Origin of the sequence: Novosphingobium sp. (assembly GCF_965228995.1) — a bacterium.
GTDB lineage: Bacteria > Pseudomonadota > Alphaproteobacteria > Sphingomonadales > Sphingomonadaceae > Novosphingobium.
On sequence record NZ_OZ245852.1, the window covers coordinates 3143615 to 3169543 of the forward strand.

The following is a 25929-nucleotide window of genomic DNA, read 5'->3' on the forward strand; positions in this document are numbered from 1 at the left end:
GCGGCCGAAGGGGATTAAGCGGCGCGCGGCGTTCGTTGTCGCCACGAAAGCACGGCCATCCCGGCCGACACCTCGTGGAGGCAGCCATGCGCAAGATTCTGATTTCAAACCTTCTCACCGCCGTGCTCGCCCTGCCCCTGTGCTCACCCGCCGCCGCGCAGGAGACCCGGACGCTCCCCGCTCCGGCCCAGCAAGCCGATCCGCACAGCACTACGTCCGCCGAGATTTTTGGCGGGGCCGATTACGAGGAAGGAAACTACGGGAGCAACGCCAAGGTCGAAACCGCTTCGGCCAGAATCGGCATCGGCCTCCGCAAGGGCCGGGTAAGGCTGGCCGCCGCGCTTCCCTACGTGCGGACAACCGCCCCGATCGACGTGGTCGTCAGCCAGGGCGGCCTGTTCGGCACTCCGCTGCTGGGCAGTACCACGAACCAGACCGTGCGCACCCGGCGCGAAGGGATTGGCGATGCGGTGATCGAGGCGGCTTACGATCTGCCTGCGGCAGGCTTCATCGCATCGGTCGGCGCGGGGCTAAAGTTGCCGACCGCCTCGCGCAGCAAGGGCCTTGGCACCGGCAAAGTCGATTACGCGGTGAATGCCCAGATCGCCCGTCCCTTGCGCGGAGGCATCACCCCGTTTGCGGCAGTGTCCTATACGCTCGTCGGCAAGCCCGATGGGTTTGCGGTGCGCAACACGGTCGCAGCCTCTGCCGGCACGCGGCTTGCGCTGTCCTCGCGGACGTCGGCTACGGTCTCCTACTCGTACGAGCAATCGGCCTCACGCGCCTTGGCCGATCGCCAGAGCGTCGGCGTGGGACTGGGTGTCGGCCTGGGCCGCAACCTGCAACTGGGCCTGCAAGGCGATGCCGGCCTGAGCCGGGGTGCGCCCGATCTGAAACTAGGCGTGCGCCTGGGCGCCGGCTTCTGAAGCGCCGCCCTTCCTCCAGCTCAGAGCTTCGCCCAGGCAAGTTCGGCGAACTCGCATAGCAGCGGGCGGGTATCGCGCGGATCGATGATATCCTCGACGCCGAAGTGCTCGGCCGTGCGGAAGGGCGAGCGGACCTTGTTCAGCCGGTCACGGATCGCGGCGAGATGCGCGGCGGGATCTTCTGCCTGCTCAAGCTCGGACTTGTAGGCCACTTCGATCCCGCCCTCGATCGGCAGGCTGCCCCAATCACCCGAAGGCCAGGCGAAGCGGTACTGGAAGGCGTCGGCATTGCTCATCGCGCTGCCTGCAATGCCATAGGCGCGCCGCACGATGACCGAGGCTAGAGGGACAGTCGCGCGGTAGATCGCGTTCATCGCCTGAACGCCGTAGCGGATTGTGCCACTGGTTTCGGCAGCGATGCCGATCATGAAGCCGGGATTGTCGACCAGATGGATGATCGGCAGCCGGAATTGATCAGCCAGCTTGACGAAGCGCTCCACCTTTTCCGAAGTGCGCGCTTCCCACGATCCGCCGAGGAACGAAGGATCGCTGGCGAGCAGCGCCACCGGCCAGCCATCGAACCGGGCGAAAGCGGTGATCGCGGCGCGGCCCCACTGGCGGCCCATTTCGAACACGCTGCCCTTGTCGGCCACGGCCTCGACCACCTTGCGCATCGAATAGACCTGCTTGGGATCGCGCGGGACAGCCGAGAGCAGGAAGTCCTCCCGCCGGTCCGCCGGATCGCGCGGTTCGGTCCGGGGAGCGTGCTGGCCGACGCGGCTGGGCAGGTAGGACAGGAAGCGGCGCGCGCGTTGGAAGGCTTCGGCCTCGCTTGCCACTTCATCATCGACCACGCCGTTGCGGGTGTGGATCGCGCTGCCGCCCAGGCTTTCCTTGTCGCTCGCCTCCCCTAGCGCCTCGACCACCGCAGGCCCGGCGGCAAAGAGCTGCGAAAGGCCCTTCACCATCAGCGAATAGTGGCTAGCCACGACCCGCGCCGCGCCCAGCCCCGCTGTCGGCCCGAGCGCGAGCGCGACCACGGGCACGCTGTCGAGGTTCCGGATGACGTCGGACCAGCCCGGCACCGCGGGCACGTAGGTCGCGCCGATCTCCTCCAGCGTGCGGACCGAACCGCCGCCGCCGGTGCCGTCGATCATGCGGATCAGCGGAATGCCCAGCGTATGCGCCATCCGCTCGCACTGGGTGAACTTGCGATGGATCGCAGCATCGGCTGCCCCGCCCCGCACGGTGAAATCATCGGCAGAAGCAACGACCGGGCGGCCTTCGATATTGGCGCGGCCGAAAATGAGATTCGAGGCATTGAGATCCACGAGATCACCAGCGGCATTGTAGTGGCCCTTGCCCGCGATCTTGCCGATTTCGCGGAACGATCCTGCATCGACCAGCCCGGCAATCCGCGCCCGTGCATCGAGCTTGCCGCGGCCGTGCTGACGCGCGACCTTGTCGGCCCCGCCCATCTTCTCGGCCATCGCCTCGCGGCGGCGAAGTTCATCGATTTCGGCTTGCCAGCTCATCGGTCACGCTCTCCCGCCTAGCGATGTGACATGTCCGGCGCCCCGGCGAAAGGGGGCGGCAGAACCCGGACCACCACGCGGAGCTGCTGCTTGTCCCGCGCAAAAAGCAAGGCGCCGGAAGTTACCTTCCGGCGCCCGCCTCAGACCGGCCGGCACCCCTGCGGGCGCCGGGCCGGTTCCCCCCAAACGATCAGAACTTGAAGCCCGCGGCAACGCCGTAGCGGCGCGGTTCCAGCGTGAAGACGTTGGTGAAGTTACCCGAGGACTGATCGGTCACGTAGAGACCGGTCACCGAGTTGTCGTTGGTGATGTTCTGGATGAAGCCGCGGATGAACCACTTCTTGTCCGGACCATCGAGCTGCATCTGGGCATTCAGCTGCGTGAACGACGGAACCTTGTCGATCACCCCGTTGAAGATCGTGCCGTCCGACTTGCCAGTGAAGTTGAGGTCGACGCGCGGGGTCAGCGTGAGGTTACCGATCGATGCAGCGTACTGCACGCCGGCCGAGAACTTCACGCTCGGCGCGCCGGGCAGCTTGTTGCCGCGGATGTTGACCGGGATACCCGACGAGTAGACGGTCACGCCGCCGAACGGAGCACCACCGCCCGTTGCATCAGCCACCGACTGCAGCACCGAACAGATGCTGTAGGCGCCGGTCGAGGCAATGCCACCATCCGCCGGGAAGGCGGTCGGGTTCTTGAGCCCGGCGCCGGGGTAGACAAGGTATTTAGTTGGATCGTCGGGATACGCGGGATCACGAATACCAGCATTGATCGCAGCGTTGGCTGCCGCAACAAACGCGTTGACCCCTGCAACATTGCCCGAGTTCGAGCCGACCGCGCAGTTCGCGGCGTTGGTGATGTCCTTGATGATCACCGCGTCCTTGCGGCCTGCGCCGAAATCACGCGGGTTGGACAGGAACTTGTCCTGCGACACCTGGGTGTGAAGGAAGCTGAAGTTCATGTTGATCGTCAGCGGACGGATCGGCCGGACAATTGCTTCCGCCTCGACACCGTAGATGTTCGCGCTCACGTTGTCGTTGACCGACGTACGCGCCACGATGCGCGAGAGCTGCAGATCCTTGTACTTGTAGTAGAACCCGGTGAGGTTCAACTGCAGCGCACCGTTGCCGAAGCTGTTCTTCGAGCCGATTTCGAACGCATTGACGAATTCGGGATTGAAGCTCTCCGGCACCGAGAAGATCGGCGAAAGCGGCGGGTTGATACCGCCAGACTTGTAGCCACGCGAGTACGAAGCGTAGATCAGGTGGTCCGGCGTGATCTGGTAATCAAGCACGGCACGACCAGTCAATTCACCATACTTGACGCTACGCACCTGGAACAGCTGGTTGCCCGCCGTACCCGGATCGGCGTCGTAGCCACCGATATAGGGCGAATCATAGGCATTGGTGCTGCCATGCGGCACAAGGAAGTTGAACAGCGTCGTACGCGCGGTGATCGTCTTCTTGTCGTTGTTGTAGCGCAGACCGGCCGTCAGCTTGAGCTTGTCGCTGAACTTCCAGTAGGCTTCGCCGAAGATGCCGTAGGTCGTCAGGCGGTAGCCGTCACCCGTCGCACCGTTGTTGCGATAGGCAGGCGTGCCAAGATACGCAGGCGGCAGGCCTGCGCCCAGCGCGGTTGCTGCGCCGACCACGCCGGCAAAGTAGTCAAGCCCGAACGAGTCGACGTAGTAGCTGTTCTCGCTGACCTTGTACTTGCCGTAGATACCGCCGAGCAGGAAGTTGATCGGACCATCGAACTTCGAGGTCAGCACCGCTTCAGCCGTCCACGCCGTCTGGCTCTGGTTCGAACGGTCGAAGTCAAGCGGCGTGTTGCCACACACACTGTGGCCGCCGTAGACGCCGGTGCCGGTCGGCTCTGCCGCCGAGGTGCACAGCGGGCCTGCCGCGCCCTGCGGAATGAGCGCGCTGGCAACAGGACCCAGGTAGGCCTTGAGGCCGGCGCCCAGCGCACCCGCGCCCGCCGCCTGAAGCGCGCCGAGTGCAGGAGCGAAACCAGCACGGTTGAGCACCGACAGGTTGTAGTCCTGCGACGAATCGACCTTCGTCTTCTGGTAGTTACCCTCGACACGCAGGCTCAGCTTCTCGCCGATATCCTGCTTGAGAGTGCCCTGGAGGATGGTTTCCTCGGTGAAGTAGGTCGGGTTGAAGTCGGTGTTGACCACCCGCGGATCGGCCGGATTTTCGTTGGTATACTGGCTGGGACCATAGACACTGCCGAGCGCGAACGGCCCGAGACCCGCTGCAGTCAGGCCGCGGATCGCGAAGAATTCCTTCGAGGGAAGGATGCCGGCGAGCAGCGCGTTGCTGTTGGTCGTGCCCGTGCCGCGCGTGGTGTTGAGGCAGCCCAGCACACCCGTCGGATCGTTCTGGCAGTACTGCTTCTGGATGCGCATGCGGCTGTCCTTCTCGCGGAAGTACTGGCCCATGAGGTCGATCGTGGTCGAAGAGGACGGCTGCCAGGTCAGCGACCCGCGCAGACCGTACATGTCGCGGTCGTCGATCTTGGAGTTGTCGAAGAGGTTCTTCGTGTAGCCGTCGCGCTTCAGGTAGAAGCCGGCTGCCCGCACCGCCAGCGTGCTGGTGAGCGGAATGTTGATCATGCCCTTCACGCGGATCGAATTGTAGTTGCCGTATTCGGCCTCGCCCGAAGCAGCAAAGCCGTTGAGATCAGGCTTGGCGGTGCGGAAATTGACCACGCCCGAAGTCGCGTTGCGACCAAACAGGGTGCCCTGCGGCCCGCGCAGCACTTCGATCTGCGCCAGATCGTAGAATTCGCCCTCGAACAGGCGCGAGAAGAACAGCGGCGCGTCGTTGAGGTGGATGGCGGTCGCGCTGTCGCAGGTCACGCCCGTGCACAGATCGCCGATGCCGCGAATGGTGAAGCTCGACGAAGTGAAGTTCGTCTTTGTGAAGGTGACGTTGGGCAGCGAAAGCTGAAGATCAGAGGGATTCTTGATCTGCTGCTTGTCGAGATTTTCCTTGGTGAACGCGCTGATCGCGATCGGCACCGTCTGCAGGCGCTGCGACTGGCGCTGCGCGGTCACGATGATTTCCTGAACACCCGGGCCGTTGTCGCTGCCGACTGCGCCCGGCGCATTCTGCGCGAACGACGGCGTTGCCACGGCTGCTGCGCACACACCTGCGAGCAGGGTAAGTTTGCCCCTCATATCAAAGTCCTCTCTCTTCAGCGGACGCCCATCATTTTTGAGGGTCGACCTTCTGCCTACAGAACATAGCGGAACAACCGCCTTGTCAACCGCTCAATTAAATTTTGCCCTTTCCGTAACGGCAGGTGGCACCAAGGTGTGACCCGGCAGCAACCCTTGACGGACCGAAATGGTTGGAATCGCGAATCAACTTCGCGAAATCGCATCTCGATGTGATACCCCGTCTTGCATATCACATTGCGATGTGAGAGAAGCACGGCATGTCCAGCGAACTCATCGACCGCATCCGCCGCCTCGTCATCGAGGGCGGAATGTCCCGCTCCGGCCTCGCCCGCGCCGCGGGGCTCCATGCCAACACCCTGCGCGATGCAGGCCTGCCCGGCTGGAACCCCACCGCCGATACGCTCGCCAAGCTCGAACGCGTGCTCAGCGAAAACGACGATACACCTGCGCTCGTGCCGATCGAGGAAATCATCGATGAGGCGCGCAACGGGCGCATGTTCATTCTGGTCGACGACGAGGACCGCGAGAACGAGGGCGATCTCGTCATCCCCGCGCAGATGGCGACCCCCGATGCGATCAACTTCATGGCCACCCATGGCCGCGGCCTGATCTGCCTCACCCTCACCCGCACCCGCACCGAGCAGCTCGGCCTGGAGCTGATGAGCCGCAACAACGGCACCCGCCACGAAACCGCATTCACCGTCTCGGTCGAGGCCCGTGAAGGCGTCACCACCGGCATTTCCGCCGCCGACCGTGCCCGCACGGTGGCGGTCGCCATCGATGCGTCCAAGACCAGGGACGACATCGTCACGCCGGGCCACGTCTTCCCGCTGATCGCGCGCGATGGCGGCGTGCTTGTCCGCGCCGGGCACACCGAAGCGGCGGTAGACATCTCGCGGCTTGCCGGGCTCAATCCCTCGGGCGTGATCTGCGAGATCATGAAGGACGACGGCACCATGGCGCGGATGGACGATCTCGTCCCCTTCGCGCGGCGGCACGGCCTCAAGATGGGCACGATTCGCGATCTCATCGAATATCGCCGCCGCCACGATCACCTGGTCGAATGCGTCGATCAGCAGCCATTCCATTCAGACTACGGCGGCGACTGGACCATCCGCACGTATCGCAACAAGATCGACGGCGTGGTCCATCTCGTGCTGCAGAAGGGCGCCGTGCGGCCCGAAGTACCCACGCTGGTGCGCATGCACGGCATCTCGATCCTCTCCGACGTGCTCGGTCAGCCCGGCCCGCGCAAGCGCAGCCTGCAGCGCGCAATGAGCGAGATCGGCAAGGCGGGCGCAGGCGTGATCGTTCTGCTCATGCCCGGCGGCAGCGAGCAACTGCAGGCGGAGATCTCCGGCCGCACCGGCGACATGGACCTGCGCAGCTACGGCATCGGCGCACAGATCCTTGCCGATCTTGGCATTCACGACATGATCCTGCTGACCAATTCGCATCGCAATATCGTCGCCATCGAAGGCTATGGCCTCAACATTGTCGGCGAACAGCCGATCACCGCGGAGTAAGCCCCCCATGGCCCGTTTTCTCATCGTCGAAGCCCGCTTTTACGATCATCTCAACGACCTGCTGGTCGCCGGCGCACGCGCTGCGCTGGAGGCCGAAGGCCACGCGGTCGAGGTCGTCACTGTCCCCGGCGCGCTCGAAATCCCCGGCGCGATCGTGCTGGCAGACCAGTCTGGCCAGTACGACGGCTATGTCGCGATCGGCGTGGTCATCCGCGGCGAAACCTATCACTTCGAGATCGTGGCGGGCGAAAGCGCGCGCGGTGTCATGGCGCTGACGATGGACGGCCTCGCGGTCGGCAACGGCATTCTCACCGTCGAAAACGAAGCGCAGGCCCTCGTCCGTGCCGATCCGGCCGAGAAGGACAAGGGCGGCGAGGCGGCCAAGGCAGCACTCGCGCTCCTCGCGCTGCGGTCTCGCTACGCCTGACCTCGGGCGCTAGCCGATCCGGCAAGTCTTGCCGGATCGTAAATCCTGCACCTTTGGGCAGGTTCCGGCGCTGCAAACGTTAACATGGCGCTTTGCCGACTTAGGCAATCCACCGCCTGAACCCCGCAAGCCTTTGGTTTGCAACACCGCGCTATGCCCTGCCCACACTGGCCGCAAACCGTTGCGCGGCCGTGCAAGCAGGGGAGTGTCCAAGTCCATGAGCATCCGAATCCGGAGCCGCCGCGGCGGCTGGGCGCTGGTTGGCACGGTGACGCTGGTTCTCCTGCTGATCGGCCTCGCCGTGCAGCACATTCGCGTCGGCGGGACGGTGGAGAACCGCATCGACAGCGTGACCGGCTTCACGGCCGATATCCTGCCCCCGCCGCTCTACATCGTGGAACCGGCGCTCAAGGCGCGGCAGGCCATCGATGATCCGGCCCATCTGGCGCAGAACCGCGCCGATCTCGCCGACCTCGAAAAGCAGTACCGCGCCAGCCTTGCCCGCTGGACGTCGGACGATGTCGATCCGGCGCTGGCAGAGGAACTGCGCACCTCGGTTGCAAAGGAAGCAGATGCGTTCTGGCAGGAACTCAACGCGGTGCTGCTGCCTGCGCTTGAACACAGCGATGCTCAGGCGGCTGCAGCCAGCAAGCAGCGGCTCGATGCCATTTTCGCCCGCGAACGCAGCGCGATCCTGCTGCTCACCTCGCATGCGATGACAGCGCGCGATGCGCTCGTCTCGGCCAGCACGACCACTGTCTCGGCGCTGCTTGTGGTCATGGGCCTTGCAGGCGCCGGTACAGTGGCGCTCGTTCTCACCGCCGTACGCCTGCTGAACCGCCACGTGCTCGATCCACTGGCGGAAACCGCAAACGGAATGGCCGCGATGGCCGCCGGTGATGTGGAAGCAGGCCGCCGCACCGAACACCGTAGCGACGAGATCGGCGAAATGACCCGCGCGATCGAAGTGTTCCGCAGCGCGGCCAAAGCGCAGCGCGAGGATGCCCGCAAGCAGGCAGCGGTCGTCACCGAAATGGGCACCGCGCTTGGCCAACTGGCCGAAGGAGACCTCGTCCACCGCATCACCGCCCCCTTCCCCGCCGAATACGAGGCGCTGCGCGGCGCCTACAACGCCGCGGCCGAGCGGCTCGACAGCGTGCTGTCCCGCGTCGGCACCACGGCCGGCAGCGTGAACACGGGCGCCGGCGAAATCCGCAGCGCGTCGAGCGATCTTGCCAGCCGCAACCAGAGCCAGGCCGCCAGCGTCGAGGAATCAAGCGCAGCGATGCAGCGAGTTGCAGCGCTGGTGTCTGCAACCGCGAACCGCACGCGCGAAGTCGAAGCGGAAATCGGCATGACCACGCAGGATGCCGAAGCCGGCGGCCTGCTGGTCGGCGAGGCGATGGCGGCGATGAGTGCGATCGAGCGCTCGTCGCAGGAGATCGGGCGGATCGTCGATCTCATCGATTCGATTGCCTTCCAGACCAATCTGCTCGCGCTCAACGCCGGGGTCGAAGCCGCCCGCGCCGGGGATGCCGGCAGAGGCTTTGCCGTCGTCGCGACCGAAGTGCGCGCGCTCGCCCAGCGCAGCGCCGATGCGGCGAACGAGATCCGCACGCTGATCGCCACCAGCTCGCGCGAAGTTGCCGGTGGTGTTTCGCTCGTCGGCCGCACCGGCGAGGCACTCGGCGCGATGGTGGGACGGGTGGGCCTCCTCGCCCGGCTCATGGGCGAAATCGCCCTCGCCACGCATGACCAGTCCGCCAGCCTCGATCAGGTCAGCGTCTCCGTCTCTGGCATGGACACGATGACCCAGCGCAACGCCGCCATGGTCGAGGAAACCGCCGCCGCCGCCCGTTCGCTCGCGCAGGAGGCAGGCGAGCTTGCCGCCGCCGTCTCCCGCTTCCGCACATCGGCCCGCAAGGCCCCGGCGCGCCCGCATGCGCTCGCGGCCTGAAGCGGCGCGGTTCAGCTTGCTTTTTACCCGTTCCTGACATAGGGGCCGCACGTCCGTACGGGGGCGTGCTTCCGGACGGATATCTGTCATGGCATTCGGCCCGGCAGATGGTTCGGCCCCTTGCCCCGGGTCCGCATGGTGCGGAAGCTCGGTGAAAGACCGGCGGAGACAACCGCCTGGCCGGAAACAGCGATAACAGGACTACCAGCAATGGCATCTCATCCCACGCGCGACGATTTCGCCGCGATGCTCGACGAAACCCTCGGCGGCGCCGCAAACGGCGGCTTTGAAGGCCGGGTCGTCAAGGGCACCGTCACCGCCATCGAAAACGACAAGGCCGTCATCGACGTCGGTCTCAAGAGCGAAGGCCGCGTGCCGCTTCGCGAATTCGCGATGCCCGGCCAGCCGCATGGTCTTTCGGTCGGCGATGAAGTCGAAGTCTTTGTCGACCGCGTCGAGAACGCCGATGGCGAAGCGATGCTCAGCCGCGACCGCGCCCGCCGCGAAGCCGCCTGGGACAAGCTCGAGAGCGAATTCGGCGAAGGCAAGCGCGTCGAGGGCGTGATCTTCGGCCGCGTCAAGGGCGGCTTCACCGTCGATCTCGACGGCGCCGTGGCGTTCCTCCCCGGCTCGCAGGTCGATATCCGCCCGGTGCGCGACGTGACCCCGCTGATGGACATGCCGCAGCCCTTCCAGATCCTCAAGATGGACCGCCGCCGCGGCAACATCGTCGTCTCGCGCCGCGCGGTGCTGGAAGAAACCCGCGCCGAGCAGCGTTCGGGCCTGATCCAGAACCTCAAGGAAGGCCAGATCATCGACGGCGTGGTCAAGAACATCACCGATTACGGTGCGTTCGTGGACCTCGGCGGCATCGACGGCCTGCTCCATGTCACCGACATGAGCTACAAGCGCGTCAACCACCCCAGCGAAGTGATCGCCATCGGCGATACCGTGAAGGTGCAGATCATCCGCATCAACCAGGACACGCAGCGCATCAGCCTCGGCATGAAGCAGCTTGAAAGCGATCCGTGGGATGGCGTGGCCGCCAAGTACCCCGTCGGCGCGAAGCTGCACGGCGTTGTCACCAACATCACCGAATACGGCGCCTTCGTGGAGCTGGAAGCAGGCATCGAAGGCCTCGTCCACGTTTCGGAAATGTCGTGGACCAAGAAGAACGTCCACCCCGGCAAGATCGTCTCGACCTCGCAGGAAGTCGACGTGCTGGTGCTCGAAGTCGATTCGGACAAGCGCCGCATCAGCCTCGGCCTCAAGCAGGCTCAGCAGAACCCCTGGGAAGCCTTCGCGGAATCGCACCCCGTCGGCTCGACTGTCGAGGGCGAAGTCAAGAACGCGACCGAGTTCGGCCTGTTCATCGGCCTCGACGGCGACGTCGATGGCATGGTCCACATGTCGGACATCGCCTGGGGCATCTCGGGCGAAGACGCGCTGGCGCTGCACCGCAAGGGCGAGCAGGTTTCGGCCATCGTGCTCGACGTCGATGTCGAGAAGGAGCGCATCTCGCTCGGCATGAAGCAGCTTGAAAAGGGCGCTCCGGCGGCTGGCGGCGTTTCGGCCGGCGGCGCAGGCTCGCTCCGCCGTGGCGAAGTCGTCACCGTCACTGTCCTCGAAGTCCGCGATGGCGGCCTCGAAGTGCAGGCCGGCGAAGACGGCGCGACCGGCTTCATCAAGCGCACCGACCTCGGCCGCGACCGCGACGAGCAGCGTCCGGACCGCTTCCAGGTTGGCCAGAAGCTCGATGCCATGGTCATCGGCTTCGATCGCTCGAAGAAGCCCAACTTCTCTGTCAAGGCCCGCCAGCTGGCCGAAGAGAAGGAAGCCGTCGAGCAGTACGGTTCGTCGGAAGCCGGCGCTTCGCTGGGCGACATCCTCGGCGCCGCGCTCAAGGCCAAGCAGTAAGTCCAGCCTCCGGCGGGCAAGGGCCACGGCCTTTGCCTTCCCGGCCTGTCAAAAGCCCGTCCGGAGCGATCCGGGCGGGCTTTTGCGTTGCGTGCAAAAATAATTGCAGCTACATATAATTCGTGGATATCGAGTTCGATCCGGCAAAGGATGCGGCCAACGTCGCCAAGCACGGCCTTTCGCTCGCCCGCGCTGCCGAACTCGATGTCAGGGCCTATATTGCCGATGATCGCTTCACGGAGCCGCGCTTCCGGCTCTACGGCTTCATCGACGGAGAGGCCTGCTGCGTTGCCGGTACGATGCGCGGGTCAACCATTCGCGTGATCAGCCTGCGCCGCGCCCATGCCAAGGAGATGCGCCGATATGTCTGAACCAGACCGCACCGTCATTTTTGACGATGAGAACCCCGAATGGACCAAGGCCGATTTCGCACGCGCACTCAGGGGCGATGCGATCCCCGCGCATATCCGCGAGGCGTTCGGCCCGGGCAAGCGCGGGCGTCCGGTCGGCACCCACAAGCCCGGCAGCAAGAAATCGGTGACCTTGCGGCTCGATCCCGATGTGCTCGAACGCTGGCGTGCAACCGGTCCTGGCTGGCAGGCGCGCATGAACAGTGCTCTGCGCGCAGCTTTGCCGGCCTGACCTGATCCAGCGTGATTACCGAAAGCCCGTCCGGAGCGATCCGGGCGGGCTTTTGCTTTAGCCGCCGCGCCGCGCTAAGCATGGCGCCGAAGGGGGAGAGAACATGCGCGCCGAGTGCCAGTGTGGAGATCTCGCGGCGGATATCGCTGCCGATATCGCGGCTGCGGCCGAGCAGGTTGTCGCGTGCCACTGCCTCGCCTGCCAGAAGCGTTCGGGCAGCCCCTTCGGCGTCATCGCCTATTTCGACGGTGCCGATGTCACGCTCAGCGGCAGGTCCAGCGCGTTTACCCGCACCGGCACCAGCGGCAAGCCCTTCACCAGCCACTTCTGCCCGCGCTGCGGCACCACCGTGTGGGTGCGCTCGGGCGGGAAGCCGGATGCGATCGGCATCCCCGTTGGCTTGTTCGCCGATCCCGCCTTCCCTGCCCCGATCCGTTCGGTATGGGAGGAAACCCGGCATCACTGGGTTGCCATCCCCGGCGCAATTGCTCATTTTCCGCGTGGCCGTACCTGAGCGCCGCACCTGAGGACCGCATGACCCTAGAAGTTCACCAGTTCACCTGCCTCAGCGACAACTACGGCTATCTGCTGCACGATAGCGCGAGCGGCGAGACCGCGTGCATCGACACGCCCGATGCCGCGGCCTATCTGCGCGAAGCAGAAGCCAGGGGCTGGACGATCACCCAGATCTGGAACACCCACTGGCACCCCGATCACGCCGGCGGCAACGAAGCGATCAAGGCCGCCACTGGCTGCACGATCATCGCCCCTGCCGCTGAAGCCGCGCGCATCGCCGGGATCGACCGCACCGTCGCCCACGGCGATACCGTCCCCTTCGGCACTTACGCCGCGCACGTGATCGATGTCGGCGGCCACACCCTCGGCCACTGCGCCTATCACCTCCCCGAAGCTGCCCTCGCCTTCGTCGGCGATGCCGTCTTCGCGCTTGGCTGCGGGCGCATGTTCGAAGGTACGCCGGACCAGTTCTGGGCGAGCCTGCTGCGTGTGAAGGCGCTTCCGCCCGAAACCACGCTGTACTGCGCGCACGAATACACAGCCTCGAACGCCAGGTTTGCCGTGCACGCCGATCCGGACAACGCCGCGCTCGCCGCCTACGCCGCCGAGATCGCCGACAAGCGCGCGCGGCAGGAATGGACCGTGCCCACCCGGCTGGACCGCGAACTTGCCACCAATCCCTTCCTCCGCGCCGATGATCCGGCGCTTCGGGCCCGCTGGGGCGGCGCGTCGGCGGTGGAAACTTTCGCCGCGCTGCGCAGCGCCAAGGACAATTTCCGCTAGATGCCCGATAGCCCAGACACGCCTGCCGCCGTCCGCCGGATCACCCGCGTCACCTCGTTCGACGTGGCGGAGGAAGCCGGCGTCAGCCAGTCGACCGTGAGCCGCGCGCTGGCGGGCGATACCTCGATCAGCGAGCCGACGCGTCAGCGCGTGATCGCCGCCGCTGCCCGGCTCAACTACCAGGTCAACGAAAACGCCGCCCGCCTGCGCCGGGGCCGGACCGGTACGCTCGCGGTGGTAATGATCTGCCGCGCCGGGCAGGACCGCAAGGACCTCAACCCATTCTACTTCGCGCTGCTCGGCAGCACCTGCGCCGCCGCGTCCGCGCGCGGCTACGAAGTGCTGGTCTCCTTCCAGGACAGCGCGGAGAACTTCTGGGGCCACTACGAGGAGCGCCGCAAGGCCGATGGCATGATCGTCATCGGCACGAGCGAGAACACGCCCGCGTGGGACTATTTCGGCCAGCTCGATCCCGCCACCAACTGGGTGTGCTGGGGCGCGCCCAGCGATGCGTTCCCGTGGGTGCGCAGCGACAATGAAGCCGGCGCTGCGCTTGCCGTGCGGCACATGCTGGTGCGCGGCTACGAGCGGATCGTGTGCATCGGCTCGGAAACTTCGCCCCAGCGCCAGTTCAAGGAACGCTACGACGGCTATGCCTCCGCCATGCGCGATGCGGGCCGCGAGCCCGTGCTCCAGCGCATCGAACGCGGCCTCCCGCGCGAGGAGCAAGGCCGCCGCGCCGCCGCCGCGCTGGCAGAGAGCGGCCAGGTGTTTGATGGCATCTTTGCGGTGAGCGACGAAATCGCGCTCGGCGCGCTCAAGGAACTCGGCCATCGCGGCTACCGCGTGCCCGATCAGGTCGGCATCGTCGGCTTCGATGGCGTGCGCGCGGGCGCGTGGTCGACCCCGCCGCTCACCACGATCGAATCGGATTTCGAGACCGCCGGCGCGCTTCTTGTCGAGCGGCTACTCGCCTCGATGGCGGGCGAGGCCGAGACCCCGCGCCGGGTGCCCGTGCGCCTCGTCGTACGCGGCTCAACGCGTCCCTGATCCAGAACACCTGGCCCCATGCTCAGCATCATCAGGCTCGCCTGCTACATCCTGCTGATCGGCGGCATTCTCATCGTGCTGAGCACCTACCCGGAAACCCGAGGGCGTCTCGAGCTCCAGATCGTGCTGTTCCTCGCCATGGCCGGTTACATGCTTGTCCTGATCCGCCGGGGCAGGCGCGTGAACCTCGGGGTCGTTCCGGAAGTGCTCTACCTTCTCGCCAGCGCCTACGTCGCGCTGGCGTCCGTTCTGCGGCTCTCCGCATTCCACTGATCCCGACGCATACGCCAACTCAGGACCTTCCATGAACATCGCCTTCCTCGCCTGCAGCACCACGCTGCCCGGCGCTCCCGATCGCCGCGCCGATGCCTTCGAGCACGATCAGCAGATGGCCGCGTTCATCGCCGCGCTGCGCCCGGGTGAAAGCGTTACCGATATCGATTGGCAGGCCCCGCTCGATGCCTTTGCCGGCTTCGATGCCGTGATCATCGGCACGCCGTGGGACTACTGGGACAATCGCGAGGCGTTTCTGGCAAAGCTCGATGCCATCGCAGCGCTCGGCATGCCGGTCTGCAACGCGCCCTCAGTGGTGCGCTGGAATATCGACAAGGGCTATCTGGCTGAGCTCGGCGAACGCGGTGTCGCCACCATCCCCACGCTCTTGCTCGATAATCCGGGGCGCGAGGACATTCTCGCCGCGTTCGATCACTTCAGCTGCGACCGCGTTGTGGCCAAGCGCCGCGTCGGCGCAGGAGCGGAAGGACAGTATGACTTTACGCGCGACAACCCTCCCGCCGCCGATTGGCGCATGGGCCATCCCGCGCTCGTCCAGCCATTCCTTCCCGGCATTGTCGAGGAAGGCGAGCACTCGCTGATCTTCATCGACGGCCAGTTCAGCCACGGCCTGATCAAGCGCCCCGCACCCGGCGACTACCGCGTGCAATCGCTCTATGGCGGCTGGGATACCGCCGTCACCCCGGCGCCAGAGGACCTTGCCACCGCGCAGGCGGTGATCGCCGGCCTCCCGTTCCCCGCGCCGCTCTATGCCCGCATCGACCTTGTGCGCGGGCCCGAGGGCGGCCTGCTACTCATGGAAGCCGAACTGATCGAGCCGTTCCTCTATCCGCTGCAAGGCCCGGAACTGGGGCCCCGCCTGCTGGCCGGGCTGCGCCGTCTGCTTACTGCATCTGCGCCCTGAACGAGATGGTGAAGTTGGGCGGCGTGCCGCTCGATCCCGTCATCGTGCCCTTGGGGTTCACGCAGATGAACTTCACCGCCGCATCATAGGCTGTCGTCGGCGTGTAGGTGCAGCCGGCAAAGGTCGTCGGCGCGCTGGCCGCGTTCGAATACTTGATATCGGTGCTGGAGGTGAACGTCAGCCCGCTTGTCGGCGTCCCTTGCGTGAACGTCGGCGTTGCGGCGGTGCCGACGAGCATCTGGCTCGGCAGCGAATCGATCAGCAGGACCGAATTGCTGTCCACTGGCGTCGGTCCGGTGTTCGAAACGAGGATCGAATACTGCACGATCGCGCCGGGGATCATCTTTGGGTTGGTCGAGCCGTTGATCGGGTCCGAAAGCACGCTCGATGTCTTCACCAGCGTCAACGTCGCGTTCGAAGTGCGGCGCGTGTTGGTGATCGTGCAGGAAATCACGTCGCCCATCTGCGGCGTCACCGTGCCGCCCGCCGCACTCGGCAGCGTGGTCGAGGAACCGGTGAACGCATTCGTGCAGGCCATCGCCGCGGTATATTGGGTGAGGCTCGTGGTGCCCGAACCCACCTCGGTAAAGGCATAGGCCGTTCCCGCCGAAACCAGCACTTGCGGCGTCGTCCCGTTGGTCACCGTGCTCGCCGTTCCGGTCGTCGTCGTGGTCGCCACGGTGGTCGAGCCCTGGTTGATCTGCATGACGAACTGATCGGTGCTGAACCGCCGCCCGCCGGTCCCCAGCGCCTTGGTCAGCTGGAGATGCGGGAACACCGTATTGGTGAACGTGCAGGTGACAAGATCGCCGAATTGTAGCGCGCCGAAGCTGTAATTGGTGGTGATCGCACCGCTCGGCAGCGGCGTGCTCGAACTGACCGAATTGGTGCAGGTCAGGCTGGAGCGGTAATCGGTGAGCGGGTTCACGCTGCCCGATGCCATCGCCTGCGTCAGCGTGAGCGGAAGCGCAGAAGCGGTCGTGAGCGTGGCTGCAGAGAACGGGCCATTGCCTGTCCCGCTCGATGTGCCGCTGGCCAGCGTGGCGCCGCCGGAAGTCGCGTTGATGTTGAAAGTGAACTGGTCAGCCGCCGCCGCGCGCGCGCCGGTCAGTTGCAGATTGAGCCGGATCGACGCGAACCGCACAGCAAACATCACACCCTGCAGGCCGCCGCCAAGGATCGTGGTGGTGAGCGAAGTCGGGGTGCTCGAACCGACGATATTCGCGCCCACCGTGCCGGCAACGCCGGTCACATTGAACGTCTGGGTGCCCAGCCCTGAACTTGTGGGATAGAGCGAACCGCTGATCGGGCCTGCATTGTCGAGCGCGACCCAGTTTCCGCCATTGGTCTGGAAGCCTAGCGATTCGCCATCGTTCGAGGATTCGCCATCAGCCGCCACGAACATGTAGCTGGTGATTTGCGAAACCCCGGCGGGCGGGGTCAGCACGATGTTGGAAATAACCGCCGTCGTCGTGCCGGCTGCGCTCTGGTAAAGGATCGGGCGGCCGCCGATGCCGAGGAACGCGGTATTGCCGATGGCCGCACCGCTCCACGAAGGCGCCGCTGCGCCGCTGATCGCCGCACCGGTGATCTTGAGCGTGAAGGTCATCACGGTGCCGTCGGGCAACGTGTAGGACATCGCCTGCCCGCCCGCGGATCGCGCGGCGGTGTCGTTATAGCCCGTGAAATCGAGCCAGCAGTAGGAGTTCCAGTTGGCGGGCCCGGTGGAGCCCTGCGAGGTCGCGTAGAAACAACTCGCGGCTTCGGCGCGTCCGGCACCAAAGCTTACCATCAACAACGCCAGAAGCAGCGCCGCAAGCTTCCGAAATTGCCCGCGGCTCATGCCCCGCACCCGGTCCCGATCCTCTTCATGGGACCGGACCTAGGCGAAAACCCTTAGGGTAGAGTTAACCATGCCCCACAGCGCAGTGCGGGGAATGGTCCGTTCCGGAGGTCAGTTGGCGAGGCCGGCAATCGCGCTGTCGACCAGCGCCTTGTCCGCGCCGGCACCGTGATGCTGGGCGATCAGGTGCCCGGCCGCAGCAGCGGCGGCAGAAGCAGCACGGGCGCGCAGTTCTTCTACGGCAGCGCGCTCGGCAGCCGCGATCTTGTCGGTCGCCATCTTCTCGCGGCGCGAGATCATCGCGGTCGTGTCCGCCTCGGCCTTGGCGATGATCGCCTGGGCTTCATGGCGCGCATGTTCGACCATCGCGGCGGCGTCCGCTTCCGCTCCGGCGATCTTCTTCGCATATTCGGCGCGCAGCGCTTCAGCTTCGGCGCGAAGTGCCGTTGCGGCATCGAGCTGCTGGCGGATCGTGACGATCTTGGCATCGAGCGCGCCGGCAATGGCGCCGGGGACCTTCTTCCAGATCACGATGGCGAGGAACGCGGTCATCGAAAGCGCGACCCACATGCCCGGGGTCACAAACCCGAAGGCCACCGGCTCGGCGTGTTCGGCGTGTTCGGCCGCAGCATTGGCAGCGGCGGCGAGCAGAGCGAAATTAGCCATGGAGCACGTCCTTCACCGCCGCGCGTGCGGCATCGGCCGCGATCGTCAGCCCGGCCACGCGGGCAGCGATATCGGCAGCGGCTTCGGCCGCCACGGTTTCGATTTCAGCCAGTGCGCCCTGCCGCGCCGCGGCAATCCGCGCCTCGGCTTCGGCAACCTTGGCTTCGGCGTCGGCACCTGCCGCGCCCAGCCGGACTTCGGCGGCCTTGGCAGCATCGAGCTTGGCCGCAGCGATCAGCGCCTGGGCTTCCCCGCGCTGCTTGGCAGATGCCGCCTTCCACGCATCGTCCTGCGCTTCGGCATCGCGGCGCGCGGCTTCAGCAGCGGCGAGGTCCGCGGCAATCTTCTGGTCGCGGCCTTCCATGGTCTCGAGAACCTTGGGCGCCATGCCCCGGCCGACGAGGAAGAAAACGGCGCCGAAAATGACCAGAATCCAGAAAATCTGGCTGGAATAGGTCGCGGCAAGCTGCGAAATCTGGGGCATTGGGGTTCCCGGGCGATCAGAACGCTGGAAAACTTGGGGAAAGGCCGGCGCTCCGGTGCGATGACCGGAGCGCCGCCTTGCCTTTGGTTCAGGCGACGAAGATCAGGATCATCGCCACGACGAACGAGAGCAGGCCGAGAAGTTCGGCGGCCGCGAAGCCGATGAACAGGCGGCCCTGCTGGCCGTCGGCTGCACCCGGGTTGCGCAGTGCGCTCTCAAGGAACGAACCGAAGACGTTGCCCACGCCGATGGCGGCCATGCCGGCGCCGATCGCAGCGAGACCCGCACCGATGAGCTTGGCGCTTGCAGGTTCCATGACTTAAACTCCCTTTTCTCAAAAATTCAGGTGGTTGGATACGATTACGAAGAAACTCAGTGCAGATGCTCGGCGTCGTTGATGTACAGCGACGTGAGCAGCGCAAAGACGTAGGCCTGAATGCCGGCGACGAGGATCTCGAGCGCGCAGATGGCAACCATCAGGATGAAGCTGGGGATCGAGACGAGCCCGGTGAAGAACACGCCGGCATTGGCGCCGCCGATCACGAAGCTCGAAAGCACCTCGAGCAGCACGTGCCCGGCCATCATCGCCACGAAGAGACGCAGGCCAAGGCTGAAGGGGCGCACGAGGAACGACACCAGCTCGATCACGAAGATCAGCGGGATCATCGGCAGCGGCGTGCCGTGGGGCACGAACAGCGAGAAGAAGTGGAAGCCGTGCTTCCAGAAGCCGACGACCAGCACGATCGAGAACGACAGGATGGCAAGCACGCCCGTCGCGGTGAAGTGGCTGGTGAAGGTGAAGGGGTGAATACCGACGAGGCCAAGCGGCAGCAGGCCAAGCAGGTTGGCAAAGAGGATGAACATGAACAGCGAGAACACGTAAGGCAGGTACTTGCGCCCTTCCTTGCCGACGTTGGCCGAAAGCATGTCCTCGATGAAGCCTGTCATGCTCTCGACCATCATCTGCCAGCGGCCGGGGACGAGCTCGCGCTTCATCCCGCCCAGCATGAAGGCATAGAGCACAACCGCGGAAATCAGCATCCACAGCGCCGAATTGGTGAACGCAATGTTGAAGCCGCCAAGGGCCCAGTGATCGGTACCGAACAACGGCTCGATCGTGAACTGGTGCATCGGATCAACTTTGGCTTCGGTTGCCACGCGCGAAAATCCCGTTTCCCAGAATACCACAAAAACTTATGCCAAAACGGCCTTCCAATGCGGCCCCCTCGGTCCAGGGGGTCAATCGGAACGCCGGTTCGCAATCCGGATGATGTTTCTGAAGGCGACTGCGATCCCGAGGAACAGCATCACCATCAGGCCCCAGTGGCCGCGTCCGACGAACCAGTCAATGGCCACGCCAACCGCTGCACCCCCGATCATTCCCCCCAGCAGTTCAGCCAGAACGCGGTTGCCGAGGCGGTAACCCGCGTCGGCGCCTTGCTGGCCGCTGCGCGTCCGCTCCGCTTCACTTCGCCGCGCCGCGGCAAGCCGCGCCTCAAGCGAAGTGATGCGGGCATCCGCGCCGATAGGGTCCTCACGGTCAGAGTCGTCAACCATGCCAGCCTTCTTTCGCCTTTATGCAGCGCAAGCGGCCTGGCGCGGGAAACGGTCCCCCGTCAAGGGCACCGGCCCTTTAGGAAGGGCGGCTTATCAAGTCAACCGCGGCGGAAGCGGCTGTAAACCGCAGATTTGCGGCAAGTGCGAAGACGCGCGCCGGGTCAGGAACCCGGCGCGCGCCCGTTTTTACCGCGAATTGGCCTCAGGGGCAGCGCGAATCGCGCAACGGCGGGGCCGAGGTGCGCGTCTGCCAGCTACCGTCGGGGCCCTGGTACTTTTCGCCGGGCTGGGTCTGCGTGATCAGCAAGCACCCCGAAGTCAGCGCATATTCCTCCACCGTCGCCTTCGCGGCGGCGGCCTTTTCGGCGTAGACCGCCTTGCGCTTGATGTTGAGCTCGTCGATCACCGCCTTGAGGCCGGGCGCAGGCGGGACAACATAGCCGAGGTAGCCGTCGACCTTCTCGCCGACCTGACCGGCGGCGCGGGCCGCAGCATAGGCGGGATCACGCTGCGCGAACGCGGCGGCGGGGATCATCCCCGCGACTGCCAGCGCAGCCAGCGCGAGCCCCAGTTTTCCAAATGTGCGTGCCATCTCAGAAAATGTCCTTGTTATTGTCGATCGTCTGGCTGGCATCTCCGGCCAGGCGATAGACCACTTCCTGCTTGATGTTGATGTTGAGCTCGATGACGATCGGCTTATCGGGCGCTTTCACGGTAATGCAGCCCCCCAAAAGCAGACAACTCAGCATCGAGCCTGCCACCATCACGGTCGTCAGGCGCAATCGCCCCGGCCCTTTGCTTGTCCCCGCCATTCCGGTTTGCCCCTCGTTCATGAGGGGCCACTTGGTTGCAGGGTTGCTGGACCGCGTCAATTGCTGGTTCCTTTTGGCTTGGCCGGGCTGACCGGAGGCTGAACACCGCTGGCAGGCGGCTGTAAGTTTCCGGGAAGGTGCCGGAGCGCCCCCGGCGGCGGCTGCGGGTTCATCGAGCTGATCAGGCTGTAGAACGGCGCGTGGATATTGACGTTGAACTGCAGCGGCACTCTGGCGACCTGCCGCGTGATGAAGTTCTGCTTCGCGTCCTTGCCCTGCTTGATCCCGGAGAACTCGACCCGCGTCACGACATCGCCCGCGAGATTGCCGTCCATCCCGATGACCATGTCGGTATAATCGAGCGATTTCAGCGCATCGAACGCGAAATTCGCCATGGCCGAAAGGTCCTTGTACGAAAGCGCGCCGACATAGGAGACCGTGCCGCCCGGTTTGCGCGAGACGAGCTGCCCGCCCGTGATCCGCCCGCCATTGGCGTCGAATTCCAGCGGCAAGTGGCCATCGAACACGCCCGTGGCCGAGAGGTTCGCCAGTTCCATCCGCTCGAGGAATTTCGCGGCATCGAGCCCTTCGATCTCGAGGCGGAAGCGCCGCGGCTCGTTCACGGTCATCCGGAGTTCGCCCGGTGCCAGCCGCAGCTTGCCGCCAAGGAACGGCCAGATGCCGCTGTTGATGCGCACCACCTGTTCGGGCAGCAGTTCCAGATCGATCACCCCGTCGTTGACCTCGATGCCGGGGTTGGCCGAAGCCACGTGCAGGGTCTGATGCGGCGCGGTCACCATGCCGATCAGGTCGGTGAACACCAGCTTGCCGGAAAGCCCCTTCACCGGGCCGAACGCCGCCGAGAAATCAAGGTCTTCAGTGCCGAAGGTGCCAGAGCTTGTCACCGTCTCGGCGGTCCAGTCGACCACGCCGCTCCCGCGCACGGTGCCCTCGGCATCGGCGACGACGCCCCGGAACTGCGGCGCCAGATCTCTCAGCTGCAGCCCGCCGACTTTGCCGGGCACGATCTTGCCCTTGTCAAACACGAGGGCATCGACCGCCAGATCGGCATGCCCGCGCGCGCTGGCGAGATCGTGCCGCACGTTCACCCGCAGCACTTCACGCCGCGAATCCGGCTCGCGCAGCAGGGCTTCGGCGGCGATGCGATTGTCCTTCAGCGTGAGGATGCCGTTCTCCCCGGCCAGCGTCTTGAACCGCGCGGGCGCAAACCGGTCGGAGGCCGCAAACCGCACGCCGCTCAGGCTCAGCACGCCGCCCGCATAGTGCCAATCGCCGGTCGCATTGCTCACGTCGATCGGCACGGCGGCGAGCTTGGCGTTCACGCCGTCAAACGTCCCGGTAAAGTCCCGGCCGAGCTGCGCCACCAGATTGGCGAGGTGCAGGGTCGTTGCGGTATCCTTCGGCCCGAGCGTGACATCGGCGCCGCGCACCGTCAGCGTGCCCGGCCAGGCAAGGCCGACCGGCCCGGTATTGAGCAGCAGCGGGGTCTCCCCCAGCCGCCCGCTCAGCGCGAGCGCATTGATGCCGAGCGCCGCCTTGAGGCCGCCCGGGCTGCTGCGCACGATTGCCTGACCGCCCGGCGGGCACACCGTCAGCTGCCGTTTGTCGAGCGAAAGCGCACTCAATTGCAGGCTGGTAAACGAGGGCGTCACGCAATGCGGCCACAGCGCAAGATCGCCGCGCGGGCTGATCGTACCTGCAATTGGCAGCGCAAGCCCGCGAACGGCCCCGCCGGGTATGGCGCCCGAAGCGAGCGCGGTGCCGCTAAAGCTCAGCGCACCGCCCGGCCCTTGCGCCACTTCGAGCAAGGGCAGCGCGAGCATGTCAGTCCCCGCGCGGTATTCAGCCATACGCAGCTTGAGCGCTGGTCTGCCGCCCGCGCCGGGCTCCATGCGCCCGGTAACCGGCGGCAGGCCCTCACCCGCCATCACGAAATTGCCGGTGAGCATGGGCAGCCGCCCCGGCTCCGAGGCGATCTGCAGGCGCGAGACCGAGAGCAGCGCTGCGCCGCTTCCGCCGCGCAGTTCGGCGCTCGGCGCGACAAGGCTCCAGCGCGCGCCGTCGCGCCGCAGCGCGACATCTCCGGCCAGCCGGCTGCCGCGCTCTTCCCGGGCGAGCGCGCTGCGCAGCCGGGCGATGAGCGATGCGGCGAGAGTCCCTTCCGCCGCGGTCTGCGCGCCCGCCAGCGCGCGCTCGCTCGCCTCCCCGCGCGCGAGGCCCCGGCCAGAAACCGCACCGCGGAACACGATGTTTTGAGCGCCCGCCTTGAGATCGAGATCGCCGTCGATCCCGAGCGAACTCGCCGTAAGGCTCGCCGTGCGCACCCCTCGCGCTCCGCTCAGAACATGGCCGCGCAATTCGCCCAGCTTGAAGGCCAGTTCGCCGCCGACCGTGAGGCCTGAAGCCGCCATGCCCGGCGCGGCGAGCGTGCCTGCATCGAGCTTGCCCGTGATCGCTGCGCCGCCGAGATCCTTGTCGCCCGTCACGTCAAGCGCCAGCGCTGCCGGACCGGCGCTCAGCGATTTGCCGCAGGCGAGCCCCGCCAGCCGCACTGGCCCGGCAAAGCGCGGCCGGCCTGCGCTCACCGATAGCTTGCCGTAGGCGGTCAGCCGCTCGCCGCTGCAACCGCCTGCTGTGACCCCCGGCATGATCGCCGCGAGCGTCCCCCTGAAGCCGCCTGCGAGATTGCCCGAGCCTTCCGTCTTCACCGCGAGGCGGCCGAAATCGCTTTCCAGCAGCGCGCGGCCATCGATGACCGCAAGGTCGAGATCGGGCAGCCCCGGCGCGGTGCCAGAAGGCGCGTTGGGCAGGAGCACGCTATCGAGCGCGCCAAAGCTCAGGTGCCCATGCCGGTACGACCCGTAAAGCCTTGGCTGCTCAAGGATGATCTGCCCGATGCGCGGCCCCAGAAGGCCATAGGCCAGGCGCACTTCAGCGCGCGCGATGGTGAGATCGGGATGCGCCGGATCACCGATCACGATGTTCTTCAGGATCTGCCGGTCCGCGCCGATAGCGTCGATCGCGTAGTGCCCGGGCAGGCCCATCTGCGCCAGTTGCCGGTCGATCAGCCCGCCCGCGATTTGCTCGCGCGCAGACCACAAGCCCACCGCCAGCGCCGCAATCGCACCCGCCGAGATAAGCGCAACCTTGCGGCGGCGCACCCCGGCGCGGGGCGCTGCCGGTGCGCCTTCCGGCGATTCGCTCGCAAACTCGGTGTCGTCCGGCATCCTCGCCCTTGTTGCCCAGCACCGCGCGCGAAGCAATGGAGAGGACGCTATCGAAAGACAGGCAGGTATTACGAGGCCCCGCGCGCGGCGCTTGCGCCTCGCCGCCGAGGCGGGCAATGTCCGCCCGACGCCATGGACGAACCGCCCAGCCTCTTTCCCCTGCGCGGGAGCGAACCTTCCGCCAGGGACCGCGTGCGTGAGGCGGGCCTCGATCCATCCGGCCACCGTGCGCGCCTCAGGAAGCGCCTGCTCGAAGGCGGCGATGATGCACTCGGCGATCACGAGGTGATCGAATACCTGCTGATGACCGCCATTCCCCGGCAGGATGTGAAACCTCTCGCCCGCATGCTGCTCCAGCGCTTCGGCAGCCTTGCCGCGGTGTTCAACGCCGATCCGCGCGCGCTGATGGCCACGCCCGGCATCAAGGACGCCGCCGCCGCCGCGCTGCGCATCGCCGGTGTCTCGGCTCGCCGGCTGGCCAAGGCGACCGTCGCCGAATTGCCGGTGCTCTCCAGCTGGCAGGCGCTGCTCGATTATCTCCACATCGATATGGCGCACCTCACGCACGAACGTGTGCGCGTGCTCTATCTCAACACCCAGAACCGCCTGATCCTTGATGACAAGGTGGCCGATGGCGATATCGACGAAGCTGCGATCCACCCGCGCAAGGTGATTCACAAGGCGATGGACATTGGCGCCGCTGCGATGATCCTGGTCCACAACCATCCCTCCGGCAGCCCGGAGCCCAGCCGCGCCGATATCCAGATCACCCAGAAGATCATCGAGGCCGGGCGGCTGCTGGGCGTGACGGTCCACGATCACGTGATCATCGGACGGCAGGGGCATGTCAGCCTGAAAGCCAAGGGCCTGATCTGATGCCGGTGTCCTGATGTGTGTCGCTGCCGCCGCATTCCGCGCGCATCCACGCTGGCGCCTCGTGGTCATCGGCAATCGCGACGAGTTTCACGAACGCCCCACCGCGCCGCTTGCAGAATGGGAAACTGGCGTCATTGCCGGACGCGATCTGCAGGCCGGTGGCACGTGGCTCGGCGTCAACGCTGAAGGCCGCTTCGCGCTCGTCACCAACTTGCGCGTTGATGGCTACCCCATGCCGCACCTCGCCTCACGCGGGGGCCTCGTCACCGACTGGCTCGCCGGACACGAACCCGCCGCGCCAGAAACCATGAACCCGTTCAACTTGTTCATGGCCGATGCCGAAGGCGCCGCGCACCTTACCAACCACCCCGAAGCGCACCGCATTCGGCTTGCCCCGGGCATCCATGGCCTTTCAAACGGCCCGCACGAGCTGCCCTGGGCGAAGACCCACGCTCTCGAAGCTGCGCTGGCAAGCTGGCTGGAGGGAGAGGGCACAAACCACGCCCCCCTCTTCGCGGCGCTGGCAGACCGGACCGAACTCCCCGGCCCTGGCCCCGAGCCGCGCTTCTCGCCGGTGTTCATCCGCAATCCGCTTTATGGCACGCGCTGCTCCACCGTAGTCACCATCGCGGCAGACGGCACTGCAAGGATCATCGAGCGCCGCTTCGATGCCGAAGGGCGCATGACCGGGGAAACCGATCTGGCGTTCGCTACCGCCTGAACGTTCGCCGCCTCTTGCCATCCGTCCCCCTCCCTCCTAGCGGCTCCCCCTC

25 protein-coding genes are annotated in these 25929 nt (G+C 65.9%); 14 read left to right on the plus strand and 11 right to left on the minus strand.

Annotated features, from left to right (window positions below; all coding sequences use genetic code 11):
• Window positions 1–86: 86 nt before the first annotated feature.
• Window positions 87–926 carry a hypothetical protein gene (locus ACO056_RS14295; protein ID WP_421847860.1) on the plus strand — a complete coding sequence of 280 codons (840 nt, stop codon included), beginning with the start codon at window positions 87–89 and terminating at the stop codon, window positions 924–926.
• A 20-nt stretch (window positions 927–946) separates the two neighbouring features.
• Here the strand turns inward: ACO056_RS14295 and ACO056_RS14300 are convergent, their stop codons facing one another.
• Entirely contained in the window at window positions 947–2461 is a 1515-nt protein-coding gene (locus ACO056_RS14300) for an acyl-CoA carboxylase subunit beta (RefSeq protein WP_421847862.1), read from the minus strand.
• 190 nt (window positions 2462–2651) lie between these two features.
• Window positions 2652–5651, minus strand: a complete 3000-nt coding sequence (locus ACO056_RS14305) for a TonB-dependent receptor (protein WP_421847864.1) — start codon at window positions 5649–5651, stop codon at window positions 2652–2654.
• Between the two features lie 260 nt (window positions 5652–5911).
• Between ACO056_RS14305 and ribB the strand changes: the two genes are divergently transcribed.
• From ribB to ACO056_RS14360, 11 genes are all read left to right on the plus strand, one after another.
• Entirely contained in the window at window positions 5912–7180 is a 1269-nt protein-coding gene (gene ribB / locus ACO056_RS14310) for a 3,4-dihydroxy-2-butanone-4-phosphate synthase (protein ID WP_421847866.1), read from the plus strand.
• Between the two features lie 7 nt (window positions 7181–7187).
• Window positions 7188–7607 (plus strand): 6,7-dimethyl-8-ribityllumazine synthase, encoded by a 420-nt coding sequence (ribH, locus tag ACO056_RS14315; protein ID WP_421847868.1) that lies wholly within the window; start codon window positions 7188–7190, stop codon window positions 7605–7607.
• 217 nt (window positions 7608–7824) lie between these two features.
• Window positions 7825–9564 (plus strand): methyl-accepting chemotaxis protein, encoded by a 1740-nt coding sequence (locus ACO056_RS14320; RefSeq protein ID WP_421847870.1) that lies wholly within the window; start codon window positions 7825–7827, stop codon window positions 9562–9564.
• 210 nt (window positions 9565–9774) lie between these two features.
• Complete coding sequence (rpsA, locus tag ACO056_RS14325) at window positions 9775–11481, plus strand: 30S ribosomal protein S1 (RefSeq protein ID WP_421847872.1); 1707 nt, start codon at window positions 9775–9777, stop codon at window positions 11479–11481.
• Between the two features lie 122 nt (window positions 11482–11603).
• Window positions 11604–11852 carry a BrnT family toxin gene (locus ACO056_RS14330; protein WP_421847874.1) on the plus strand — a complete coding sequence of 83 codons (249 nt, stop codon included), beginning with the start codon at window positions 11604–11606 and terminating at the stop codon, window positions 11850–11852.
• Window positions 11845–12123 (plus strand): BrnA antitoxin family protein, encoded by a 279-nt coding sequence (locus tag ACO056_RS14335; protein WP_421847876.1) that lies wholly within the window; start codon window positions 11845–11847, stop codon window positions 12121–12123. Before ACO056_RS14330 ends, ACO056_RS14335 begins: the two co-directional genes overlap by 8 nt.
• Window positions 12124–12226: 103 nt before the next feature.
• Window positions 12227–12637, plus strand: coding sequence for a GFA family protein (locus tag ACO056_RS14340; RefSeq protein ID WP_421847878.1), 411 nt, complete (start codon window positions 12227–12229; stop codon window positions 12635–12637).
• Between the two features lie 20 nt (window positions 12638–12657).
• Window positions 12658–13422, plus strand: a complete 765-nt coding sequence (gloB, locus tag ACO056_RS14345; protein ID WP_421847880.1) for a hydroxyacylglutathione hydrolase — start codon at window positions 12658–12660, stop codon at window positions 13420–13422.
• Window positions 13423–14472, plus strand: a complete 1050-nt coding sequence (locus tag ACO056_RS14350; protein ID WP_421847882.1) for a LacI family DNA-binding transcriptional regulator — start codon at window positions 13423–13425, stop codon at window positions 14470–14472. It abuts the gene before it with no gap.
• Window positions 14473–14490: 18 nt separating this feature from the next.
• A complete protein-coding gene (locus ACO056_RS14355) occupies window positions 14491–14745 on the plus strand; it encodes a hypothetical protein (protein ID WP_421847884.1) in 255 nt (84 codons plus the stop codon).
• A 31-nt stretch (window positions 14746–14776) separates the two neighbouring features.
• Window positions 14777–15670, plus strand: a complete 894-nt coding sequence (locus tag ACO056_RS14360) for an ATP-grasp domain-containing protein (protein ID WP_421847886.1) — start codon at window positions 14777–14779, stop codon at window positions 15668–15670.
• Here the strand turns inward: ACO056_RS14360 and ACO056_RS14365 are convergent.
• The 9 genes from ACO056_RS14365 to ACO056_RS14405 all read right to left on the minus strand — a co-directional run bounded on the left by ACO056_RS14365 (window position 15651) and on the right by ACO056_RS14405 (window position 24280).
• Window positions 15651–17462, minus strand: a complete 1812-nt coding sequence (locus ACO056_RS14365; RefSeq protein ID WP_421847888.1) for a hypothetical protein — start codon at window positions 17460–17462, stop codon at window positions 15651–15653. The two genes, ACO056_RS14360 and ACO056_RS14365, sit on opposite strands and share 20 nt — an antisense overlap.
• 162 nt (window positions 17463–17624) lie before the next feature.
• A complete protein-coding gene (locus tag ACO056_RS14370) occupies window positions 17625–18179 on the minus strand; it encodes a hypothetical protein (RefSeq protein WP_421847890.1) in 555 nt (184 codons plus the stop codon).
• Complete coding sequence (locus ACO056_RS14375) at window positions 18172–18663, minus strand: ATPase (protein WP_421847892.1); 492 nt, start codon at window positions 18661–18663, stop codon at window positions 18172–18174. The genes ACO056_RS14370 and ACO056_RS14375 overlap by 8 nt, the downstream gene beginning before the upstream one ends.
• Window positions 18664–18751: 88 nt before the next feature.
• Complete coding sequence (locus tag ACO056_RS14380; protein ID WP_054122335.1) at window positions 18752–18979, minus strand: F0F1 ATP synthase subunit C; 228 nt, start codon at window positions 18977–18979, stop codon at window positions 18752–18754.
• A gap of 56 nt (window positions 18980–19035) precedes the next feature.
• Window positions 19036–19821 (minus strand): F0F1 ATP synthase subunit A, encoded by a 786-nt coding sequence (locus ACO056_RS14385; protein ID WP_421847894.1) that lies wholly within the window; start codon window positions 19819–19821, stop codon window positions 19036–19038.
• Between the two features lie 81 nt (window positions 19822–19902).
• Complete coding sequence (locus tag ACO056_RS14390) at window positions 19903–20220, minus strand: AtpZ/AtpI family protein (protein ID WP_421847896.1); 318 nt, start codon at window positions 20218–20220, stop codon at window positions 19903–19905.
• A 202-nt stretch (window positions 20221–20422) separates the two neighbouring features.
• Window positions 20423–20812: a DUF1318 domain-containing protein gene (locus ACO056_RS14395; protein ID WP_421847898.1), complete on the minus strand. Its 390-nt coding sequence runs from the start codon at window positions 20810–20812 to the stop codon at window positions 20423–20425.
• A 1-nt stretch (window position 20813) separates the two neighbouring features.
• Window positions 20814–21032 (minus strand): YnbE family lipoprotein, encoded by a 219-nt coding sequence (locus ACO056_RS14400; protein ID WP_421847900.1) that lies wholly within the window; start codon window positions 21030–21032, stop codon window positions 20814–20816.
• Between the two features lie 56 nt (window positions 21033–21088).
• Complete coding sequence (locus ACO056_RS14405; protein WP_421847902.1) at window positions 21089–24280, minus strand: intermembrane phospholipid transport protein YdbH family protein; 3192 nt, start codon at window positions 24278–24280, stop codon at window positions 21089–21091.
• Window positions 24281–24412: 132 nt separating this feature from the next.
• Here ACO056_RS14405 and radC point away from each other — a divergent pair, with 132 nt between their 5' ends.
• Both radC and ACO056_RS14415 read left to right on the plus strand, forming a co-directional pair.
• Window positions 24413–25156, plus strand: coding sequence for a RadC family protein (gene radC, locus ACO056_RS14410; RefSeq protein WP_421847904.1), 744 nt, complete (start codon window positions 24413–24415; stop codon window positions 25154–25156).
• A gap of 13 nt (window positions 25157–25169) precedes the next feature.
• The gene (locus ACO056_RS14415) at window positions 25170–25877 is read left to right on the plus strand and encodes an NRDE family protein (protein ID WP_421847906.1); all 708 of its coding nucleotides are present in this window, start codon (window positions 25170–25172) and stop codon (window positions 25875–25877) included.
• The last annotated feature ends 52 nt before the right edge of the window (window positions 25878–25929 follow it).